Consider the following 19,389-nt stretch of genomic DNA (forward strand, 5'->3'; position numbering starts at 1 on the left):
TTGCAGATGGAAGCTGACGCAGTTTGAAGAGATTTTCGAAGAGTATCAACCACCATAAAAGAGGCAGACAAATCCACCTCTTATTTACCTAGTTCTTGTGTTCGTTTGTAGGCTTGACCAACTGCATCCATGACCGTTCCTCGAAAAGCATGCGCTTCTAGGCTCGCTACACCAGCGATAGTCGAACCGCCTGGGCTGCAAACTTGGTCTTTCAAAACTCCAGGATGTTGCTGACTTTCAAGGACCAATTGTCCAGCTCCTACCACAGTTTGAGCTGCCATTTTCAATGCTGTTTCTCGTGGCAATCCAGTCTGAACACCTGCATCTGCCAAGGCCTCGATAAAAAGATAGACAAAGGCTGGTCCACAACCTGCAAGACCTGTCGCTGCATCTATTAAGCTTTCTCCAAGTTCAACCAAAAGACCAGCCTTGGCTAAAAGCTGACAAAAGAGCTCACTGTCCTCAGCCCTGCAATTAGAAGACAAGGCATAACTAATCACTCCTTGTCCGATAGAAGCAGGGGTATTGGGCATCATACGAATAATTCTGTGCTGACTTGGAAGAAGACTAGCGAGTTTTCCCAAGGTCAATCCAGCTGCCATCGAAATCAAAAGAAGACTCTCTCGTTTTTCAAGGATAGTCTGGTATTGAGAAAGCAAGTCTGAGAACTGAGCAGGCTTCACTCCTAGAAAAATCACATCTGCTTCTGCAAACATTTCTTCATTGCTGGAAGCCTGACCACCAAAGTCTGCAATGAAAGCATCTACCTTAGCTTGACTACGATTGGCAAGGAGAATCTCATCTGACGTCCTAGTCTGCAAGACAGATTTTGCCAAGCTAGCACCCATATTCCCCAAACCGATAAATCCAATCTTCATCTCTTACTCCCTTATCTGTCCATCACCAGTAACCACATACTTGTAGCTAGTCAACTCTTTCAAGCCCATGGGACCACGCGCGTGCAATTTCTGAGTAGAAATTCCCATCTCACATCCAAGACCAAATTGTCCACCATCGGTAAAACGAGTTGAGGCATTGACATAGACAGCTGCAGAGTCCACTTGATCTGTAAAGTAAGCTGCAGCTTCAGCATTTTCCGTTACAATGGCATCCGAATGATGGGTACTATGGGCTTCAATATGGGCAACCGCTTCTTCTAAACTGCTCACAACCTTAACAGCTAAGACATAGTCTAAAAACTCGGTGTCAAAGTCTTGTGCCTCAGCTGCTTGACCTGAAAGAAACTGACTGGCTTTCTCATCCAAGCGGAATTGAATTGGTTCCAACCCAACTTCTTTACGCTCTGCAACTAGAACTTGCTCCAAGCGAGGAAGGAAGCTTGCTGCCTTGTCTTCATGAACCAGCAGAACCTCCATGGCATTGCAAACAGAGGGACGACTGGTTTTAGCATTGTTGATGATAGACAGCGCCTTGTCTTCGTCTGCATCCTTATCCACATAGACATGGACAATCCCAGTCCCTGTCTCGATAACAGGTACAATCGCATTCTCAACCACTGCATTGATCAAGCCAGCTCCTCCACGAGGAATGAGGAGGTCTAGATAGCCCTTGGCCTTCATCATAGCATAACTACTTTCATGGCTAGTATCTTCCACCAGTTGAATCACATTTGGGTGAATAGTAGTCGTCTCCAAGCCCTTCTTCAAGGCTGTGACAATGGCATGGGTTGTTTGATAGGCATCCTTACCACTACGAAGAACAACCGCATTTCCACTCTTAAGAGTCAAAGCAGCCGCATCAGACGTCACATTTGGACGGCTTTCATAGATAATACCGATGACACCCATAGCTACACGTTTTTTTGTGATAACCAAACCATTTTCAAGCTGACTTGTTTCTAAAACTTCACCGATTGGATCTGGGAAGGCAACCACTTCACGAATTCCTCTTGCCATCGCTTCTATACGATCTGCATCCAAATAAAGACGATCCAACATCACATCTGAGATTTTCCCCTTAGCCGCTGCCATATCGAGGGCATTAGCCGCTAAAATTTCCTCAGTAGCAGCCACTAAGTGATCAGCCATGGCTAGCAAGGCTTGGTTTTTCACTTCTTCACTAGCTGTGTTAATCGATTTTTTAACAGCCTGTACCTGTTCAAATTGTTCTTGTCTACTCACCATAGTTTACCTCTAAAATTCTGTAAAAAGTAGTTGGATTTCAGGAGTAATGGAAATCCAGTCGTCACGGTAAATCAAGACACCCTTGGCTTTTTGAGAACGCAACATATCCTCCAAAGCAGATGCTCCAAATTGCACGCGTCCTTTTCCAAGTGATTTTCCACTTTCCTTATCAAATACTGTCACGATATCACCGTAAGAAAAGGCTCCTTCTGCTTCAACGATACCAGATAAGAGAAGACTCTTTCCATGTTGAGAGAGAGCTTCCGCAGCCCCTTTATCAACCCAAATAGAACCTTGACTCTGAGCATAAAAGGCCAGCCATTGTTTCTGGGTACGAAGCCCCTTCTCTTGCGCAACAAAGTAGGAACCATCCTTGGTCTCCTCAGCCGCTTCAATCATGGCATCTGACTTCAAGGATGAGCAGATATAAACAGGAACACCCGATTCTGTCGCAATAGTTGCAGCTTTGATTTTGGTTAACATGCCCCCAGTTCCGTTTGACGAACCAGCTCCACCGGCCATATCGATAATCTCACGATTGATAGTCTCGATTTGCTCCAAACGTTTGGCTCTTGGATCTGAATTAGGATTTCCTGTATAGAGACCATCTACGTCTGTCAAGAGGATCAAAAGGTCTGCTTGGACCATGGCCGCCACCTGTGCACTCAGAGTATCATTGTCCCCAACCTTGAGCTCATCAATAACAACACTATCATTCTCATTGATGATAGGAATCGCCCCACGGCTAAGTAAAACCGACAAAGCCTGATGGGCATTTTTATAACGACGCTTATCTACAAAGTCATCCTGGGTTAGCAAGATTTGTGCAGAAACGATTTGGCGCAAGAGAAGATTGGTCGTGTATTCTTCCAACAAAAGCCCTTGTCCTACCGCTGCTGAAGCCTGTTTATCAGCAATTTTAGTCGGACGCTTTTTAAATCCTAAGGCTCCAAAACCAGCCGCAATGGCACCTGAAGACACCAAAATCAACTCATGACCAGCCTCGTGCAGCATAGCCAACTGCTGGGTAATATCCTTTACCTTACTACGTGATAAACTTCCATCCTCATTTGTCAGAGAAGAAGTACCCACCTTAAAGACAATCCGTTTGTATTTCATAGTCTCACTCCGATTATTCATATTTATCCATTATAACATGAATAACAGGAAATAGAAAAGAGTTGATAGGAAAAAGAAGGCCCTAAAACCTTCTTTTCTACTACTGTTCTGATTCCGATTTGTTTACACTCGTTTCAGAGCTTTGTGAAGTTGAGGATGTCAAATCTTGACTAGTTGAAGAATTTGTAACACTTTCATGTTGACTCGTTTCTTTATTTTCAAGATCCTTTTTCACTACTTCTTTGGATTCTTTTATTTCTGAATGACTTGTAGTTTTAATTGTAGCAGATTTCTCGATCGGAACATCCACTAACCAGGCACCACTTGAATCCACAGTATAGCCTTCTGGTGTCTTACCATTCACAAGTAATTGACCATTTTCTTTCAAGAAGTACCATTTATCCTTGTCTTTAATCCAACCTATAGCTCGTGAACCATCTGTCTTGTAGAAATACCAATCATTTGCCTTTTTAAGCCAGCCTTGCTTCATAGCTCCTGATTCTTCTAGATAGTAATGATGTCCAGCAACTTCTATCTCACCTGTCTTCATGATACCAGTAGAATCCATATAGTACCAGGCTTCTTTATCTTTTACCCAGCCCGTTTTCATTTCCCCTGATGGAGCAAAGTAATACCATTGCCCCTTATATTGAAGCCAACCTGTCTTCATAGAGCCATCAACATCCAAATAATACCACTGCTCTTTATCTTGAATCCAACCAATTTCCATCTGGTTTTCTTTGTTAAAATAATACCAGATTCCAGCGATTTTCTTCCAATTTTTAGCAGCAACACCAGAGTTTGTCAAATAGAACCAACGATTGTTCCATTTTTTCCATTGATTCTGTAATAAGATACCCGTTTGGTTAAAGTAATACCATTCACCCTTAATTTCATTCCAACCGACAGCATATTCTCCTGTAGAATCAGGCGCTTGATACCACCAGTTTCCATATGAACTCTTATGCCAACCAGCTTGAAAACTTGGAATAGGCTTGTAGGAAGTTGAAATGTTTACTAAACCGTCTTGTCGAATATCAAAAACTGTTGCATCATAGTCTTTGCTGGCTGCGTTGATTCTCTCAATTCCTCGTTCTTTGAGCCAATTAACATACTCACTATCAACACCATTTTTCCAAGGTAGACTATCCGAAGTTTGAACAATCAAACTCGGACTCAAATTTTTAATAAAATCCTTGGTATTTGATTTGTTGGTATCATGGTGATGATTAAACTTCATCAAATCAACTTTTCCAATGAGAGGTCCATACTTATCTTCCGCTCCATGCACATTATCTAAGTCGCCCCCAAGGTAAATTTTCTTACCATTGACTTTTACTACGCTAATCAAGGAATTGGAATTATCATCCCAAATTTTCTTTAATTCACCTGATGAATCTGTTTCATTTTCATAATTATATAGTTGAATATCCATGTCTCCAAACTGAAAATGAGCATCTCCTTGTGTGATATTTTGAATAACTGAAACACCTTTTTCAGCAGCAGTCTTTAAAACCTTATCATAGCCATACAGATTATCCCAAAGACGTTCAGGCTTAGTAATACGATTATCACTATATTTCTTAAGATAGACTCGGTCAACTGGATAGGTAGACAGTAATTCATCAACATTTCCAATATGGTCACTGTGGGTATGGGTTACCAAAATAAAATCAAGTTTTTGGACACCCAATTCCTTCAAACGACGAAAGACACGGTCTGTTAGAACATGCTTATAAGTTGTATTGATACCCTGTCTCCATGGATAACGAGAATCACTTCCATCTGGGAAATCATAATCTTCTCCTGTATCCACCATGGCAAAATGTCCATTGCTTTCAAGAATAATCGCATCACTGCCACCTTCATGAACATTTATAAAGTGGATTTTATTTCCTGAACTTTCTTGAGCTTGAACATTTCCATACCATGACAAGCCTAAAAAAGCGCCTGCAAGTGCTAAACTAGTTAATTTCTTTTTCATTCTTACTTCCTCAATCTCTCCAATGTTTCCTTAAAAATTGCTGGGATATCTGCTGTAAATTCTAAGGTCTCACCTGTTCTCGGATGAGTAAAACCTAGAGTCTTGGCATGAAGAAATTGTCCATGCCCCTTAAGTGTCTTACGAGGACCATAGACTTCATCCCCAGCAACTGGATGACCGATATAAGCCATGTGGACACGAATCTGATGGGTACGCCCTGTCTCTAGTTGCAACTCCACTAAGCTATAATCGCCAAAGCGTTCCAAGACGTGGAAACGAGTTACTGCAGGTTTCCCTTTAGCAGTCACAGCCTGTTTCTTACGATCTTTTTCACTCCGGCCAATCGGTGCTTCAATCACACCGCGATCATTGGGCAAATTTCCATGAACAATCGCCCAATATTTGCGGAGAGACTTTTTATCCTTGAGTTCTTGGGCAAGTGCTAGATGCGCCTCATCATTTTTAGCAATCATAAGAAGACCTGACGTATCCTTATCAATACGATGAACAATTCCTGGACGCAGAACCCCATTGATACCCGACAAGTCCTTAATATGATACATAAGGGCATTTACTAGGGTTCCACTAGTATGACCAGCACTCGGATGCACAACCATTCCCTGAGGTTTGTTGACAACAGCCACATCCTCATCTTGGTAGATGATTTCTAGCGGAAGATCCTCAGCCACATACTCTAAAACCTCTGGTTCTGGCACATGGTAAGTGACGACATCGCTCTCTTGGACAGTGTATTTAGCTTTCTTGACTTGGCCATTGACCAAGACCTGGCCTGATTTGATTTGTTCATTCGCGAGACTACGTGATAATTCTGTCAAATCTGACAAAGCCTTATCTAAACGCAGGCCACCAGTTTCAATTTTAATTTCCATTTATTTCCTCTTTTAGCATTGCAATCAATAAAATAATCACTCCAACAGTCAGATAGCTATCTGCCACATTGAAAATTGCAAAATTGATAAAGTCAAGGTGAAACATATCCACAACAAAGCCCTGACTGACCCTGTCAATAAAGTTTCCAAGACCACCCGCGATTATCAGAGTCAAACCCAAGACCATCCAGAATGAGTCCTCCATGTGCTTATGTAGATACCAAATGGCACCTACCACGACGACCAGGGTAATGACAGCGAATAACAACTGCTGATCTTGTAAGATAGAAAAGGCTGCCCCTCGATTTTGCAGGTAGGTCAAGCTAACGAAATTGGGAATCCAGGAGCGCACTTCACCCAGTGGAATCTGTTGGACGATATAGGATTTAACTAACTGATCCAGCGCAATCAAAAGCAGTACAATGACTGCCACTATTCCTCTTTTTTTCATGATTTCCTCTTCTGATTAAAATATTCTTGCATGACTTCTACGAAAAGAGTTCCAGCTTGACTCAGCTCCACTTCTTCACGTTTAACATAGACCATGCGGTTATCTAGGTTATCCTTGAGACGAATAACTGTGATGCCATTCACACTGTCACTATCTAAAAATCCAGAACCTGTCGCATAAGCGTCCGTCCGCTCCAAAATACCATTCAAAGTAGCACGGTCTGTCACATTAAACATCTGCGAGCTCGCGCTGGTATCAACAAAGTTCTCTGAATAATAAAGATACTCGTCTTTCTCTTGCGTGAAACGAACCGTTGGTAGATCCGCTAAATCCTCCATGACCAATTCCTCTTTCTGAGCTAAAGGATGCCCCTCACGGAGATAAATATGGGTATGGAAGGGAATTAGTTCAATAACCTCTAGGCCTAACTTTTCAACCCGTTGCATAATCCCTTTTTTATTTTGATTATTGAGGTAGATAATCCCAATCTCACTGTGACCTTGCGCTACTTCGTCTAAAATTTGAACAGTAGTTGATTCAAAAATACGGAAGTTCTTATAATCAGGATAGCGCTCTGAAAAGGCCGTAATGGTTGGTGGCAAGAAGTCATAGTGCTGACTGGCAATGGAAAATTCATCCTTTTCTTCCTCAGGATGGGCATACTGATTTTGAAAAATATCAAATCCTTTAACCAATTCTTGCGCTTTTTCATAGAATTCCATACCACGACGAGTCAAGAAAGTCCCTGAGCTGGTCCGACGGAAAATCTTAAAACCCAATTCTTTTTCCAAATCACGAACAGAAATAGACAGACTCGGCTGACTAACATACATCTTTTCAGCAGCTTCACGAAAAGTACCGCTATTGGCAATGGCCACAACATAGCGTAATTGTTGAATGTTCATCTTCTACCTCCAACTTCTTTATCTTTTCATTATACCATATTTTAGAAGTTTTCCAAAAAGGAAAAAAGAACATCCTATTCTTCTTAACCTTCTTAACTATCTTCACTATCTGCCTTTCTCAAGCCAACCTTATTTTCAAAATCAATTCAAAAAATAACTGGATACACACCACTCCAATATCGAAAAGAAAAACGTTGACTATTTGTGAAAAAAGAAAATGCCGGAAAGTTCCGACATTTTTTTAGTAAGCTAACTTCCTGAAAATAGGAGTAACCATACATTCCAGAAGGCAGTGATATTGATGAGAATATGAACTAGTATTGGATAGTAGAGATTTTTTGTCATGCGATACAGTAGAGCTAAAATGAGACCTCCACTAGCATAAATGAAAAAAGCAAGAGGAGTTAAAGCAAAATTGATATGAATATAACCGAAAATAATAGCAGAAAGCAAGACATCTCCGTACCAAGGCGAGTTTTTGAAAAAGGTTGTCATAAGCACACCGCGATAAATCAATTCCTCAGCAATAGGGCCGATGAAGCAAGCCATGAGCAAGAAATAGGGTAATTCCTGTCTCCCTATCATTTCTATCGTTTCATTCAAAGAAATTTGATTTGAAGACGAGGGTATGAAATAAGACAAGAGGACGTCAGACATATACAAAATGATGTAACCCAGTAAAAGGTAGATAAAGTGCCTCAGCTGCCATTTGAAATGAAAAGTCTTCTTTCCTGCAAAAACTAGTAGATAGATGACCGCTAATAAAAGACCTCCACTCTCCATCCAAAGCAGAATCTGAAAAAATTCACGACTTGCTGGTAGATAGGGCTTTGCGAGGTGATTGAAAATTCCCCAAAACCAAGTTGATTTGTAAAAAATTAAGGATAATGCTAGTAAAATCTGAATAATCCGTTTTTTCATATTAAATCCTCTGTTTTCTCCATATTCCTAATAAATTTTACTTAAAATCTCGCAGGACTTCCTTTGCAAAGATGATTGCCTCCTCCAATATATCCTAAATCATAGGTTCCTCTGGGACAAAATCCATGAACCGGCATAGTTAATACCGGCTCTATTTGCCAAGGAAAATAACCATTAGGTTCTTTTCCATAGGGATCTGCTCCACCTTGTATCAGCTCTAATTCTTCATTTGTTAGATTTATATTTTTTGTCATTAAAATCATGATATATTTCCTCCGTTATTGTTTAGATTAGTTGAGTAATCTGATACTCATACCTACTTACAAAAAACTATTATATTAAGTTGGTTTTTTAATTTGTCTAGTTGCAACGTTGACAAGTTTAGTATAACATATCTTGGCCAAATATCCTCTTCAAATCATGAATTGTCATCAAAACGTCCTAAACTGCAAAATCAATTAGCTCCTGTCCCTTTGACCGTCATCTTCTCCAAAATATGTTATAATAATACCAAAAGATAAAGAAGGAAGACCTATGATTAAACTACTAGCCTTGGATATGGACGGAACCCTCCTCGATGAAGCCAAGGAAATTCCACAAGCTCACATTACTGCTATTCACCAAGCTATTGAAAAAGGTGTCAAATTGGTTCTTTGTACGGGTCGCCCGCTTTTCGGTGTCCTCCCCTACTACAAAAAACTGGGGCTTGGCCTCCAGAATGAGTATGTGATTGTTAACAATGGTTGCTCAACTCACCAGACAAGTGACTGGGGACTAGTTGACTGGCAAGAACTTAGTCCAGCAGACATCGAATACCTCTATGATCTAGCTGAAAAAAGTGATGTTCAGTTGACTCTTTTTGATGAGAAACATTATTTCGTCCTCGGTGGCAAGCCTAATCAAGTCATCCAGAATGATGCCGACCTAGTCTTTTCAGACTTGACTGAAATTTCCCTTGAGGAAGCGACTAGTGGTAAATATCGTATGTTCCAAGGCATGTTTTTGGGCAACGAAGAACAAACAGACGATTTTGAGCAGCGTTTTGCTGAGGAACTCTGCCAACGATTCAGTGGAGTTCGTTCGCAGCCTGTCATTTATGAAGCTATGCCACTTGGAACGACCAAGGCTACCGCTCTTTCACGATTAGCAGAGATTTTGAAGATTGATTCCTCAGAGATTATGGCCATGGGCGATGCTAATAACGATATCGAAATGCTCCAGTTTGCAGGGATGGGCATTGCAATGGGAAATGCAAGCGATTATGTCAAATCTCTTGCGGATGCCGTTACAGCAAGCAACGAAGAAGACGGTGTTGCGCGTACCATTGAGAAATATATTCTATAAATCTCGTAGCGGAGCAAATGTCTCTGATCAAACTGGACACTACGAATCCTTAATCAATCCAGAATTGACCTATATGGGTTTGGCAGCCTTTGAAAACCCTGTTACTCAAAATGGATGGATTACCGTTGCACAAAGTTTCGGAACATCATCTGGTGGCTCTGAAGAATTAGCTGGTGGTTATGGAAAAGCCATTCAATACATAGAAGCCTACTCTTCTCAGATTCAAACATTTGCGACTAAGGCGAATCTTTTTGACAAAAATTTGAAGGCTATCGGAACTCATAAAATCAAAAATGAAAATAAGAGTACAACGAATAATTCCTACAATTTCTTTAACCAAATGCAAGAAGTAGGTAAAAGTATGGGTTTTTGGCGACAAGCTGGCTCGCGTTGGTAGTTTATGCAACTTGATGGGATCTTACCCTTACAATCAGTGGGCAAAATTAGATAATATCTGGTATCGCTTCGATAGTTCAGTCTGGATGCAAGCAGGTTGGTTGAAAGACGGTGAGACTTGGTACTATCTCGACGGTTCAGGTGCTATGAAAACAGGCTGGATGAAGGTATCTGGCAAATGGTACTATGCTTATAGCTCTGGTGCTCTAGCAATCAATACGACTACACCAGACGGTTACCGTGTTAATTACAATGGGGAATGGGTAGGATGGTTTAACTACAACAAAAATACTCTATACTATCTCACAGTGAGTAGTCTTCACTTTCAAATAGTATAGAGATTTTTATTTACCTAGTATAGCTCTTATCTTAGGTGTTTATAACAAACTGAAACAAGAGTGGGACAAAAGAGCCTCGTAAAAGGTATTGCAACTTGGTAATACCTTTTTGAGGTGCTTTTTGATATGAGCACATGTCTTCTCAATAGGATTGTACTCAGGTGAGTAGGGAGGAAGGGGTAAAAGTTTATGCCCAAACTCTTCACACAAGAATTCTATCCTAGCTATTCTATTGGAATCTTGCATTATCCATAATAATAACTGAGGGTGTGGTTAATGTTGGTAAGAGAAATTTCTGAAACCATGCTTCAAAAAAGTCGCTCGTCATCGTCTCTTCGTAGGTCATTGGAGCGATTAAGTCACCATTTGTTAGACCTGCAACCAAAGAAATCCCCTGATATCTTCTTCCAGAGACTTTACCTCCTATTAACTGACCCTTTGATGAGCGACCATATTCTCGATAAAAGTAAGTATCGAATCCTGTTTCATCAATATAAACAGGTGCTAAGTGCTTTAAACTATTAAAATTCTTAAGAAATAAGGCTACTTTTTCTGGGTCTTGTTCATAGATAGTATAGTACTTTATGGTTACCGAACAAGTCTAATGAAAAAATTCTGATGATAGTTCTAAATCTCAATAACCGCTTGGGTTCCATGATCCAACTCCAGCAAGACATCTATACTTGTATAGAAAATCCTGCCCTGAATAAGGAGATGTAAATATTTCTTTCCTCCAAAATGGTCATAGTTTTGCTGGCAAATCTAACATATCATGGATAAATTAACAAGTGATTTCTGAATTGCTAAACATTTTCTTTTCTTATAGCATATTTTCAGATTTTCTCTTTGAGAAAGATATTTACAAGAAAAAGGTTCGTTTTTTGTCTATTTTCAAAAAGTCTTAAAACTAAATTGAAAGAATTTTTAGAAAATTTTTGTTTTTCTCTTTACAGTTTAAAAAAATTCTGCTATAATAGCTCATGTAATAAAATATGACAACAAAAGGAGAACGATATGACATCTGCTAAAGAATATATCCAAAGCGTGTTTGAAACTGTAAAAGCTCGTAATGGGCACGAGGCTGAATTCCTCCAAGCTGTTGAAGAATTTTTCAACACTTTGGAACCTGTATTTGAAAAACACCCTGAGTATATCGAAGAAAATATCTTGGCACGTATTACTGAGCCTGAGCGCGTAATTTCTTTCCGTGTTCCTTGGGTTGACCGTGATGGAAAAATTCAAGTAAACCGTGGTTACCGTGTTCAATTCAACTCAGCTGTTGGACCATACAAAGGAGGACTTCGTTTCCACCCAACTGTAAACCAAGGGATTTTGAAATTCCTCGGATTTGAACAAATCTTCAAAAACGTCTTGACTGGACTTCCAATCGGTGGAGGTAAAGGTGGATCAGACTTCGATCCTAAAGGTAAAACAGATGCTGAAGTGATGCGCTTCTGCCAAAGCTTCATGACTGAGTTGCAAAAACACATCGGACCATCACTTGACGTACCTGCTGGTGATATCGGCGTAGGTGGACGTGAAATTGGTTACCTTTATGGTCAATACAAGCGTCTTAACCAATTTGATGCTGGTGTCTTGACTGGTAAGCCTCTTGAATTTGGTGGTAGCTTGATTCGTCCAGAAGCAACTGGTTACGGTTTGGTTTACTATACTGAAGAAATGCTGAAAGCTAACGGTAATAGCTTTGCTGGTAAGAAAGTGGTTATTTCAGGTTCTGGGAACGTTGCTCAATACGCTCTTCAAAAAGCGACTGAACTTGGCGCTACTGTCATCTCTGTATCTGACTCAAACGGTTATGTCATCGATGAAAATGGTATCGACTTCGATCTTTTGGTTGATGTTAAAGAGAAACGTCGTGCTCGTTTGACTGAGTATGCAGCTGAGAAAGCAACTGCAACATATCACGAAGGTTCTGTATGGACTTACGCTGGAAACTATGATATTGCGCTTCCATGTGCTACTCAAAACGAAATCAACGGTGAAGCAGCTAAACGTTTGGTTGCTCAAGGCGTTATCTGTGTATCTGAAGGTGCCAACATGCCGAGCGACCTTGATGCCATCAAAATCTACAAAGAAAATGGTATCTTCTACGGACCTGCCAAAGCTGCCAACGCTGGTGGTGTAGCCGTTTCAGCCCTTGAAATGAGCCAAAACAGTCTTCGCCTCTCATGGACTCGTGAGGAAGTTGATGGACGTCTCAAAGACATCATGACAAACATCTTCAACACAGCTAAAACAACTTCAGAAACATATGGTCTTGATAAAGACTATCTTGCAGGAGCAAACATTGCTGCATTTGAAAATGTAGCAAACGCTATGATTGCCCAAGGTATTGTTTAAGATTCATTTGCTTAATCCTCAATCGCTTCGATTGGGGATTTTTATCTTGAGTTAAACGGTTGGGAAATTCTAATTTAATTAAATTAAATGAAATAAAAACCGAACAAATTGATTGCGGAATTCAAACCAATTTCTAACAATGTTTTATAAAACTCAGTGGACTATTCTAAATTCAATCTATTTTATACTTTTCGAAAATCTCTTCAAACCACGTCAGCGTCGCCTTACCGTAGATATGTTACTGACTTCGTCNNTTTTCATTGAGTATTACTTACTCGCCAACTTCTTAAACAAAAAGAAAAACCACTACTCCTAAGAATAGCGATTTAATCATGTTTTTAAGCTACTAATGTAGTCGCTCTATTATTTAAGAGTAACTGAAGCTCCAGCTTCTTCCAATTTAGCTTTGATTTCTTCAGCTTCTGCAGTTGCAACGCCTTCTTTAACAAGTGCTGGTGCACCGTCAACAAGTTCTTTAGCTTCTTTAAGACCAAGACCTGTGATTTCACGTACAACTTTGATAACGCCAACTTTTTTGTCGCCTGCAGATGTCAATTCAACGTCGAATGAATCTTTAGCAGCACCAGCGTCAGCAGCACCAGCTGCAGCAACAGCTACAGGAGCAGCTGCAGTTACACCAAATTCTTCTTCGATAGCTTTTACAAGGTCGTTCAATTCAAGGATTGAAGCTTCTTTAATTTCAGCAATAATGTTTTCAATGTTCAATGCCATTGTTATTTCCTCCAAATATGTTTTAAATTTATAATAGATTTTCGTAGCTAGGCTACGCTACGTAGCTTAAGATTAAGCTGCGTCTTCTTTGCTTTCTGCAACCGCTTTGACTGCAAGAGCAACGTTGCGCACTGGCGCTTGAAGTACAGAAAGGAGCATAGAAAGAAGTCCTTCGCGGTTTGGAAGAGTTGCAAGTGCAAGAATCTCTTCTTTAGATGCGACAGCGCCTTCGATTGCACCACCTTTGATTTCAAGTGCTTCAGCGTTTTTAGAAAAGTCGTTCAAGATTTTCGCTGGTGCAATAACATCTTCGTTAGAAAATGCTACTGCAGATGGTCCAACGAATACTGATGCAAGATCTTCAAGACCAGCTTTTTCAGCTGCACGACGCAAGATTGAGTTTTTAATGACTTTATACTCAACTTCGCTTCCACGAAGCTCACGACGAAGAACTGTATCTTGCTCAACTGTCAAACCACGAGCGTCTACAACGACGATAGATGCAGCAGCTTTCATTTTTTCAGCTACTACGTCAACTAGTTCCGCTTTTTTAGCAATAATTGCTTCACTCATTAGTGTGTTCACCTCCGTAATTATTTTGCTTGGGGAATTTTTCCAAAAGAAAAACGCGCCCAAACCTAGACACGAAAGTACAATACGCTTCTTTTTACATGATACGTTTTGTCCTCGGTAGGATATTTATGAGTCGAGCTCCCCTACTGTCTTAGGCAGTTTTTTCAAACCGTATATAAGTATAGCATAGTCAAAAAAAGAATGCAAGATTTTTACAAACTTTTTTTAAAATTTTTCGTGATTTTTCTTCTAAAGTTCTACTGTCAGAACTTGACCTTGCTTAACAACCTGTTCTCCAGCAATATAGACATCATCAACATCACTGGATTTGACAGCATAAACTAGGTGAGAGAGCATATTTTCTTGAGGTTGGAGATGGATTTTGCCTTGTGGTTGAATAACGAGAAAATCTGCCTGCTTGCCGACTTCTAGACTTCCTATCTGATTTTCCATTCCTAGAACCTTAGCCCCTTCGATTGTCAGTGCCTTTAGAGCTGTTTCGATAGGAAATTGGCTGGCATCTCCACTTTTCATCTTCTGAAGAAGGGCTGCAGTCCGTCCCTCCTCAAACATATCAAGATTGTTATTGGAAGCGACCGAGTCAGTCGCAATTCCGACTGCTACTCCTGCTTTTTGGAGCTGGATAATTGGAGCAATTCCTGATGCCAGTTTGAGATTACTGATAGGATTGTGAGCAATAGCCACTTGAGAAGTTGCCAAGCGTTCAATTTCTCGCTCGTTTAATTCGACCCCATGAGCAAAGACAGACGGATGATCTAAGTAACCCAGTTCTTCTAGAAAGGCGAGGGGGCGTTTGCCGTATCGTTTCAGGATAATGCCTGATTCTTCCTTGGTCTCCGCCACATGGATATGGATTGGAATAGCAAGCTCTTTTGCCATTTCCAAACTCGCTTCCAGCAAGTCTCTACTGCAGCTATAGGGAGAATGAGGTGCTACCATAACCTTGAAATTTGGATTTTTATATTTTAAGATTTCGTCTATGATGGATCGAGTTCTGCTTATAGTCTCAGCAGTTGTTTCTGTCTCTGAAGAAAAAAGAGTCGGAGAAAAATAACAACGCATCTTGGAATCTTTCACTGCCTGATAAATCTGCTCAATATTCACACCATTGGGATTATACATATCATTAAAGGTTGTTGTTCCTGACTGGAGTATCTCTGTCAGAGCTTCTTTGACCGCCTTAGTAGTCATGTCGGGAGTAAACTCAGCTTCTGCTGGCCAGATATAGTCATTGAGCCATTCATGGAGATTGCTATCATCCCGAATTCCTCTCAAACCTGTCATAGCAGAATGGGTGTGGCAATTGACCAACCCAGGCATAATCCAAGCTCCCTGATAGTCTATAATCTGCTCAGCTTGCTCTAAAAACGCTGGCTTATCTTGACCGACATAGACGATTTGAGAATCCTTGACTGCTAAGATTCCATCAAGATAAACATGGAAATCTTGATCACAAGTCACGATATTTACATTCTGAAAGACTTTCATTATAGGCTCCTTTTCTAAAAGACAAGTTATACTCTCTTCAAACTACTTCAGATTCACTTTGCCGTAGGTGTGGTTACTGACNNAACCTGCGGCTAGCTTCCTAGTTTGCTCTTTGATTTTCATTAAGTATTACAGTGAACAATTTTTCTAGCTATTGTAACAAAAAAGTCACCCGAAGGCAACTTTTTTCGTCCATAAACTTTCAAAAGAGAATGGCTTATTCAGAGCTAAAAGCTGCTGCTTGCTGCATTTGGTAATACTTACCCTTTCTAGCCATGAGATCCTGATGATTGCCATGCTCCACGATGTCGCCATCTACCAAGACAAGAATCAAATCCGCATCCTGAATGGTTGACAAACGGTGGGCGATGATAAAGCTTGTGCGCCCCTTCATGAGTTTTGCAAAGGCATCCTGTACTAGCACTTCTGTCCGTGTATCGATGGAGGAAGTTGCCTCGTCTAAGATAAGAATCTTTGGAATAGCCAAAAAGACTCGCGCTATAGTCAAGAGCTGGGTCTGACCGACAGAGAGAGATTCTCCTGCATTTTCTAACTTGGTATCGTATCCCTGTGGCAACTGTTGGATGAAAAAATCTGCATTGGCTGCTTTGGCAGCAGCAATCACCTGCTCCCGACTGGCTTCAGGATTTCCAAAAGCAATATTGTCATGAATGGTTCCTTGCTTGAGCCAGGTTTCTTGGAGCACCATGCCAAACTGCTGTCTCAATGATACTAGGGTATAATCATAAATGGATTGCCCATCCAGCAAGATATCTCCTGAGTTAATAGGATAGAAACGCATAAGAAGATTGATAAGGGTTGATTTTCCTGTACCTGTCGGACCAACGATGGCTACCTTGCTACCAGCTGGAATATCAATAGATAAATCCTTAATCAAAATCTTTTCAGGATGGTAACCAAAAGAGACATGTTTAAAGGAAATAGCTCCCTTAACTTGGTCACTGGTCAAGACTTCCTTGCCTGTTTCAGCAACCTCAGGACTTTCTAAGACAGCATAGACGCGCTCTGCGCAAGCCAGAGCACTTTGCAACTCAGCTAGCACTGAAGAAATATCGTTAAAGGGCTTGGTATACTGTTGGACATAGTTCAAAAAAGTCACTAAACGCCCAATGGTCAAGGTTGACCCCATCATGATACGATAAGCTCCTACTCCAGCTAGAATCGCATAAATGAGCGCATTGACAAAGCGAGTCGAAGGATTGACCGTTGAAGAATAAAAGATGGCCGACTGCGAATAGCCTGCGTAGTTGTCATTAGCCTCACACAGTCTTTTGATAAACTCTACCTGAGCATTAAAAGATTGAATAATAGTCTGCTGGCTAAGCGATTCTTCAATCAACTGAGTCTGAATTCCCCTTGTCTCTGTTTGCTTCTGGAAGAGATGATAGGAGCGTTTGGCAATAAAGCGTGAAACCACCATGGAAAGTGGCGTCAACAGCAAGACTAAGAGAGTCATGAGGAGGTGAATTTGCAGCATGGCTAGAATGCTAACCAAAATCATCAAGACACCAATGAAAAATTGGTTAAAAATCATGGTCAAGCCAGCTGCTAACTGTTCGATGTCCGTGGTTACCCGACTGACCATCTCTCCACTTCCTTGCCGCTCCACAAAAGCAATCGGTAAACGATGGAGCTTATAGATGATTCGCTCTCGCAAGTCTCTGGTATAAGAGAAGATTAGGCGATTATAAAGAAGAGGATTGGCCCATTGTACCAGAGTATTTCCTATAACTACCAAGATCATCTGGAGAAAAATCTGCCAAAAAACTGGTGAAGAACCAGCCACTAGGACTTGGTCGATGACCTGCCCAATCAAGATAGGTAGGTAGATTGATAAGCCAACCTGGGTAATAGTTCCTAGAAAGGCTAGGAAAAGGAGGAAGGGATTGCTTGCTAAATCTTTTGCCAAGCGTGTGAGCGTCTGGTTTGCAGTTTGTCGTCTCATGCTAGTCCTCCTTTCCATGTTGGGATGCATTGATTTCGCGATAAACTTGACTAGATTTCATCAAGTTCTCGTGCTTGCCGATAGCTAGGAGCTCTCCTTTTTCTAAGAGGAGAATCTGGTCAGCCATCTGTAAAGTCGAGGTTCGTTGAGAGATCAAGATTAAGCTCGTATTTAGCAAATTTTCTCGGATAGCTTTCAAGAGCTTAGACTCGGTAATGGTGTCGAGGGCCGAGGTCGCATCATCTAGGATGAGAAATGGAGCTTGGCGCAAGACTGCGCGAGCAATAGACAGCCTTTGTTTTTGTCCACCTGAGAAATTTCGACCTCCTGCCTCAACAGTGGCATCCAAGAGCCCTTCCTTTTCACTAACAAAATCCTTAGCTTGCGCAATCTCCAAGGCCTGCCAGAGTTCCTGGTCAGATACTTCTTGATGTAAACCTAGAGTCAAGTTAGAACGAATGGTTCCCTTAAAGAGTTCGACTTTTTGGGGCACATAGGCAATCCAAGACCGCCACTGCTCCAAATTAAGAGGACTACGTCCATTTCGATAAAGGTCTATACTCCCCTTGTCTGCTGGATAAAGTCCAAGTAAGACTTGCACCAAGCTTGATTTACCAGAACCAGTTCCTCCGATGATACCAAGGATTTGCCCTTGCTTCATATTAAAGGAAATGTCTCTCAGAGAAGGCTGGGCCGCATCAGGATAGGTAAAGGTCAGTTCTTGAACTTGTAAAACCTGATCACTGCTAGCTTGCTTTTGTTCTAATTCTGAATGAATATCTTCTGGAGCCTCAGCAAAAACTTCCTCGATTCGCTTAGCTGAGATGTAGGACTGGTTGAGGGAATTGATCAGCATGGCTAGCTTGACCAATTCCACCAAAATCTGTAAGAGGTAATTGATAAGAGCAATGAGAGCACCTTGACTGAGCACTCCTCCTTGAATTGAAATATAGCCTTGCCAGATAATAACGAGAAGAGTTCCATTGACAATCAGATAGGTCAGAGGTGTTAATAAACTAGACCAGAAACCTGTCTTTTCTTGTAATCTAGCATAAACTTGGTTAAGGGTTTGAAAAATCTGTAACTCTCGTTTTTCTTGACCAAAAGCACGAATAACCCGCATCCCTTGCAATTGCTGGCGCGTTTCCTGAACCAGTTGGTCCGTTTTCTTTCTGAGACTACTGTAGAGAGGATTGACCAATCGAGATAACCCTACAATGACAATGGTCAAAATGGCAACCATGACTAAGAACCAGAAAGTCAACTCAGCTGAGATTCGATAAGCCATAAAAATGGCACCAAAAACGATAATGGGCGCTCGCAAAAAGAGACGCAGGAATTGATTGATACCAGTCTGAATCTGGTAGGTATCCGAAGTCAAGCGAGTGACCAAACTAGAAGTTGTCAGACGGTCTCTGCTGTCCTTGGACAAGGAAAGAATATGACGATAAAGATCGTTTGTCAATTCCTTAGCAAAGCCTACTGCTGCCTTTGCTGAGTAAAATTGAGCTATCAAGGCCACTAAAACGCCAATTACTGCAAAGATAAGGAGCAGGCCAATCTGCATCCAGAGATGACCTTGATCTCCCTGAGGTAAAGATTGGTCAACAATCCCAGCAATCACCATGGGAACCAAGAGCTCAAAAACAGCTTCTAACAGCTTGAACAAGGGGGCTAAAATTGATTCCTTGATGTAGGGTTTGAAGTAAGATAATAGGTGTTTCATAAATCCCTTCTATTCATATTCTAGAAATGA

The 19,389-nt window shown here is 41.0% G+C and carries 16 protein-coding genes, 4 pseudogenes and 1 other annotated feature; of the genes and pseudogenes, 4 read left to right on the forward strand and 16 right to left on the reverse strand.

From position 1 onward, the window contains the following. Positions 1–80: 80 nt before the first annotated feature. From proC to HT669_RS06550, 7 genes are all read right to left on the reverse strand, one after another. Positions 81–878 (reverse strand): pyrroline-5-carboxylate reductase, encoded by a 798-nt coding sequence (gene proC, locus HT669_RS06520; RefSeq protein ID WP_000689703.1) that lies wholly within the window; start codon positions 876–878, stop codon positions 81–83. Positions 879–881: 3 nt separating this feature from the next. Beyond that, complete coding sequence (locus HT669_RS06525; RefSeq protein WP_000254672.1) at positions 882–2,144, reverse strand: glutamate-5-semialdehyde dehydrogenase; 1,263 nt, start codon at positions 2,142–2,144, stop codon at positions 882–884. A 9-nt stretch (positions 2,145–2,153) separates the two neighbouring features. Beyond that, positions 2,154–3,263: a glutamate 5-kinase gene (gene proB, locus HT669_RS06530; protein ID WP_000875755.1), complete on the reverse strand. Its 1,110-nt coding sequence runs from the start codon at positions 3,261–3,263 to the stop codon at positions 2,154–2,156. Between the two features lie 100 nt (positions 3,264–3,363). Continuing rightward, positions 3,364–5,247: a phosphorylcholine esterase CbpE gene (gene cbpE / locus HT669_RS06535; protein WP_000728244.1), complete on the reverse strand. Its 1,884-nt coding sequence runs from the start codon at positions 5,245–5,247 to the stop codon at positions 3,364–3,366. A 2-nt stretch (positions 5,248–5,249) separates the two neighbouring features. Next, positions 5,250–6,137 carry an RluA family pseudouridine synthase gene (locus HT669_RS06540; RefSeq protein ID WP_166730969.1) on the reverse strand — a complete coding sequence of 296 codons (888 nt, stop codon included), beginning with the start codon at positions 6,135–6,137 and terminating at the stop codon, positions 5,250–5,252. After that, positions 6,127–6,588 (reverse strand): signal peptidase II, encoded by a 462-nt coding sequence (lspA, locus tag HT669_RS06545; protein ID WP_000745672.1) that lies wholly within the window; start codon positions 6,586–6,588, stop codon positions 6,127–6,129. Before lspA ends, HT669_RS06540 begins: the two co-directional genes overlap by 11 nt. Next, positions 6,585–7,493 carry a LysR family transcriptional regulator gene (locus HT669_RS06550; protein ID WP_001025687.1) on the reverse strand — a complete coding sequence of 303 codons (909 nt, stop codon included), beginning with the start codon at positions 7,491–7,493 and terminating at the stop codon, positions 6,585–6,587. The genes lspA and HT669_RS06550 overlap by 4 nt, the downstream gene beginning before the upstream one ends. On the opposite strand from HT669_RS06550, the pseudogene HT669_RS06555 reads away from it, so the two are divergent. After that, a pseudogene (locus tag HT669_RS06555) lies at positions 7,486–7,691 on the forward strand (AraC family transcriptional regulator). The gene HT669_RS06550 and the pseudogene HT669_RS06555 sit on opposite strands and share 8 nt — an antisense overlap. A gap of 51 nt (positions 7,692–7,742) precedes the next feature. On the opposite strand, the gene HT669_RS06560 reads toward HT669_RS06555, so the two are convergent. Both HT669_RS06560 and HT669_RS06565 read right to left on the reverse strand, forming a co-directional pair. After that, positions 7,743–8,414, reverse strand: coding sequence for a CPBP family intramembrane glutamic endopeptidase (locus tag HT669_RS06560; RefSeq protein WP_000746011.1), 672 nt, complete (start codon positions 8,412–8,414; stop codon positions 7,743–7,745). A gap of 41 nt (positions 8,415–8,455) precedes the next feature. Continuing rightward, positions 8,456–8,677 (reverse strand): SP_0924 family bacteriocin-like peptide, encoded by a 222-nt coding sequence (locus HT669_RS06565; protein ID WP_000602445.1) that lies wholly within the window; start codon positions 8,675–8,677, stop codon positions 8,456–8,458. A 271-nt stretch (positions 8,678–8,948) separates the two neighbouring features. On the opposite strand from HT669_RS06565, the gene HT669_RS06570 reads away from it, so the two are divergent. Then, a complete protein-coding gene (locus HT669_RS06570; RefSeq protein ID WP_000593560.1) occupies positions 8,949–9,758 on the forward strand; it encodes an HAD family hydrolase in 810 nt (269 codons plus the stop codon). Next, positions 9,757–10,420: pseudogene (locus tag HT669_RS11540) on the forward strand (choline-binding protein C); the annotation flags it as partial. The gene HT669_RS06570 and the pseudogene HT669_RS11540, both read left to right, overlap by 2 nt. 111 nt (positions 10,421–10,531) lie before the next feature. Here HT669_RS11540 and HT669_RS06585 read toward each other — a convergent pair. Both HT669_RS06585 and HT669_RS11190 read right to left on the reverse strand, forming a co-directional pair. After that, positions 10,532–11,066: pseudogene (locus HT669_RS06585) on the reverse strand (transposase); the annotation flags it as partial. Positions 11,067–11,122: 56 nt separating this feature from the next. Next, a pseudogene (locus HT669_RS11190) lies at positions 11,123–11,303 on the reverse strand (hypothetical protein); the annotation flags it as partial. A gap of 203 nt (positions 11,304–11,506) precedes the next feature. Here HT669_RS11190 and gdhA point away from each other — a divergent pair. Continuing rightward, the gene (gdhA, locus tag HT669_RS06590; RefSeq protein WP_000199528.1) at positions 11,507–12,853 is read left to right on the forward strand and encodes an NADP-specific glutamate dehydrogenase; all 1,347 of its coding nucleotides are present in this window, start codon (positions 11,507–11,509) and stop codon (positions 12,851–12,853) included. Positions 12,854–13,216: 363 nt separating this feature from the next. Here gdhA and rplL read toward each other — a convergent pair whose 3' ends face one another. The 5 genes from rplL to HT669_RS06615 all read right to left on the reverse strand — a co-directional run bounded on the left by rplL (position 13,217) and on the right by HT669_RS06615 (position 19,359). Beyond that, a complete protein-coding gene (gene rplL / locus HT669_RS06595) occupies positions 13,217–13,585 on the reverse strand; it encodes a 50S ribosomal protein L7/L12 (RefSeq protein ID WP_001196965.1) in 369 nt (122 codons plus the stop codon). 72 nt (positions 13,586–13,657) lie between these two features. Further along, positions 13,658–14,158 (reverse strand): 50S ribosomal protein L10, encoded by a 501-nt coding sequence (gene rplJ / locus HT669_RS06600; RefSeq protein WP_001287278.1) that lies wholly within the window; start codon positions 14,156–14,158, stop codon positions 13,658–13,660. Between the two features lie 38 nt (positions 14,159–14,196). Beyond that, positions 14,197–14,332 (reverse strand) — a sequence feature (ribosomal protein L10 leader region). Positions 14,333–14,407: 75 nt separating this feature from the next. Beyond that, positions 14,408–15,667 carry a TRZ/ATZ family protein gene (locus tag HT669_RS06605; RefSeq protein WP_000862496.1) on the reverse strand — a complete coding sequence of 420 codons (1,260 nt, stop codon included), beginning with the start codon at positions 15,665–15,667 and terminating at the stop codon, positions 14,408–14,410. A gap of 217 nt (positions 15,668–15,884) precedes the next feature. Continuing rightward, complete coding sequence (locus HT669_RS06610; protein ID WP_172933663.1) at positions 15,885–17,633, reverse strand: ABC transporter ATP-binding protein; 1,749 nt, start codon at positions 17,631–17,633, stop codon at positions 15,885–15,887. A gap of 1 nt (position 17,634) precedes the next feature. Further along, complete coding sequence (locus HT669_RS06615; protein WP_023936095.1) at positions 17,635–19,359, reverse strand: ABC transporter ATP-binding protein; 1,725 nt, start codon at positions 19,357–19,359, stop codon at positions 17,635–17,637. Positions 19,360–19,389: the final 30 nt, after the last annotated feature.

It is taken from the genome of Streptococcus sp. 2100 (genome assembly GCF_013276335.1).
GTDB lineage: Bacteria > Bacillota > Bacilli > Lactobacillales > Streptococcaceae > Streptococcus > Streptococcus pseudopneumoniae.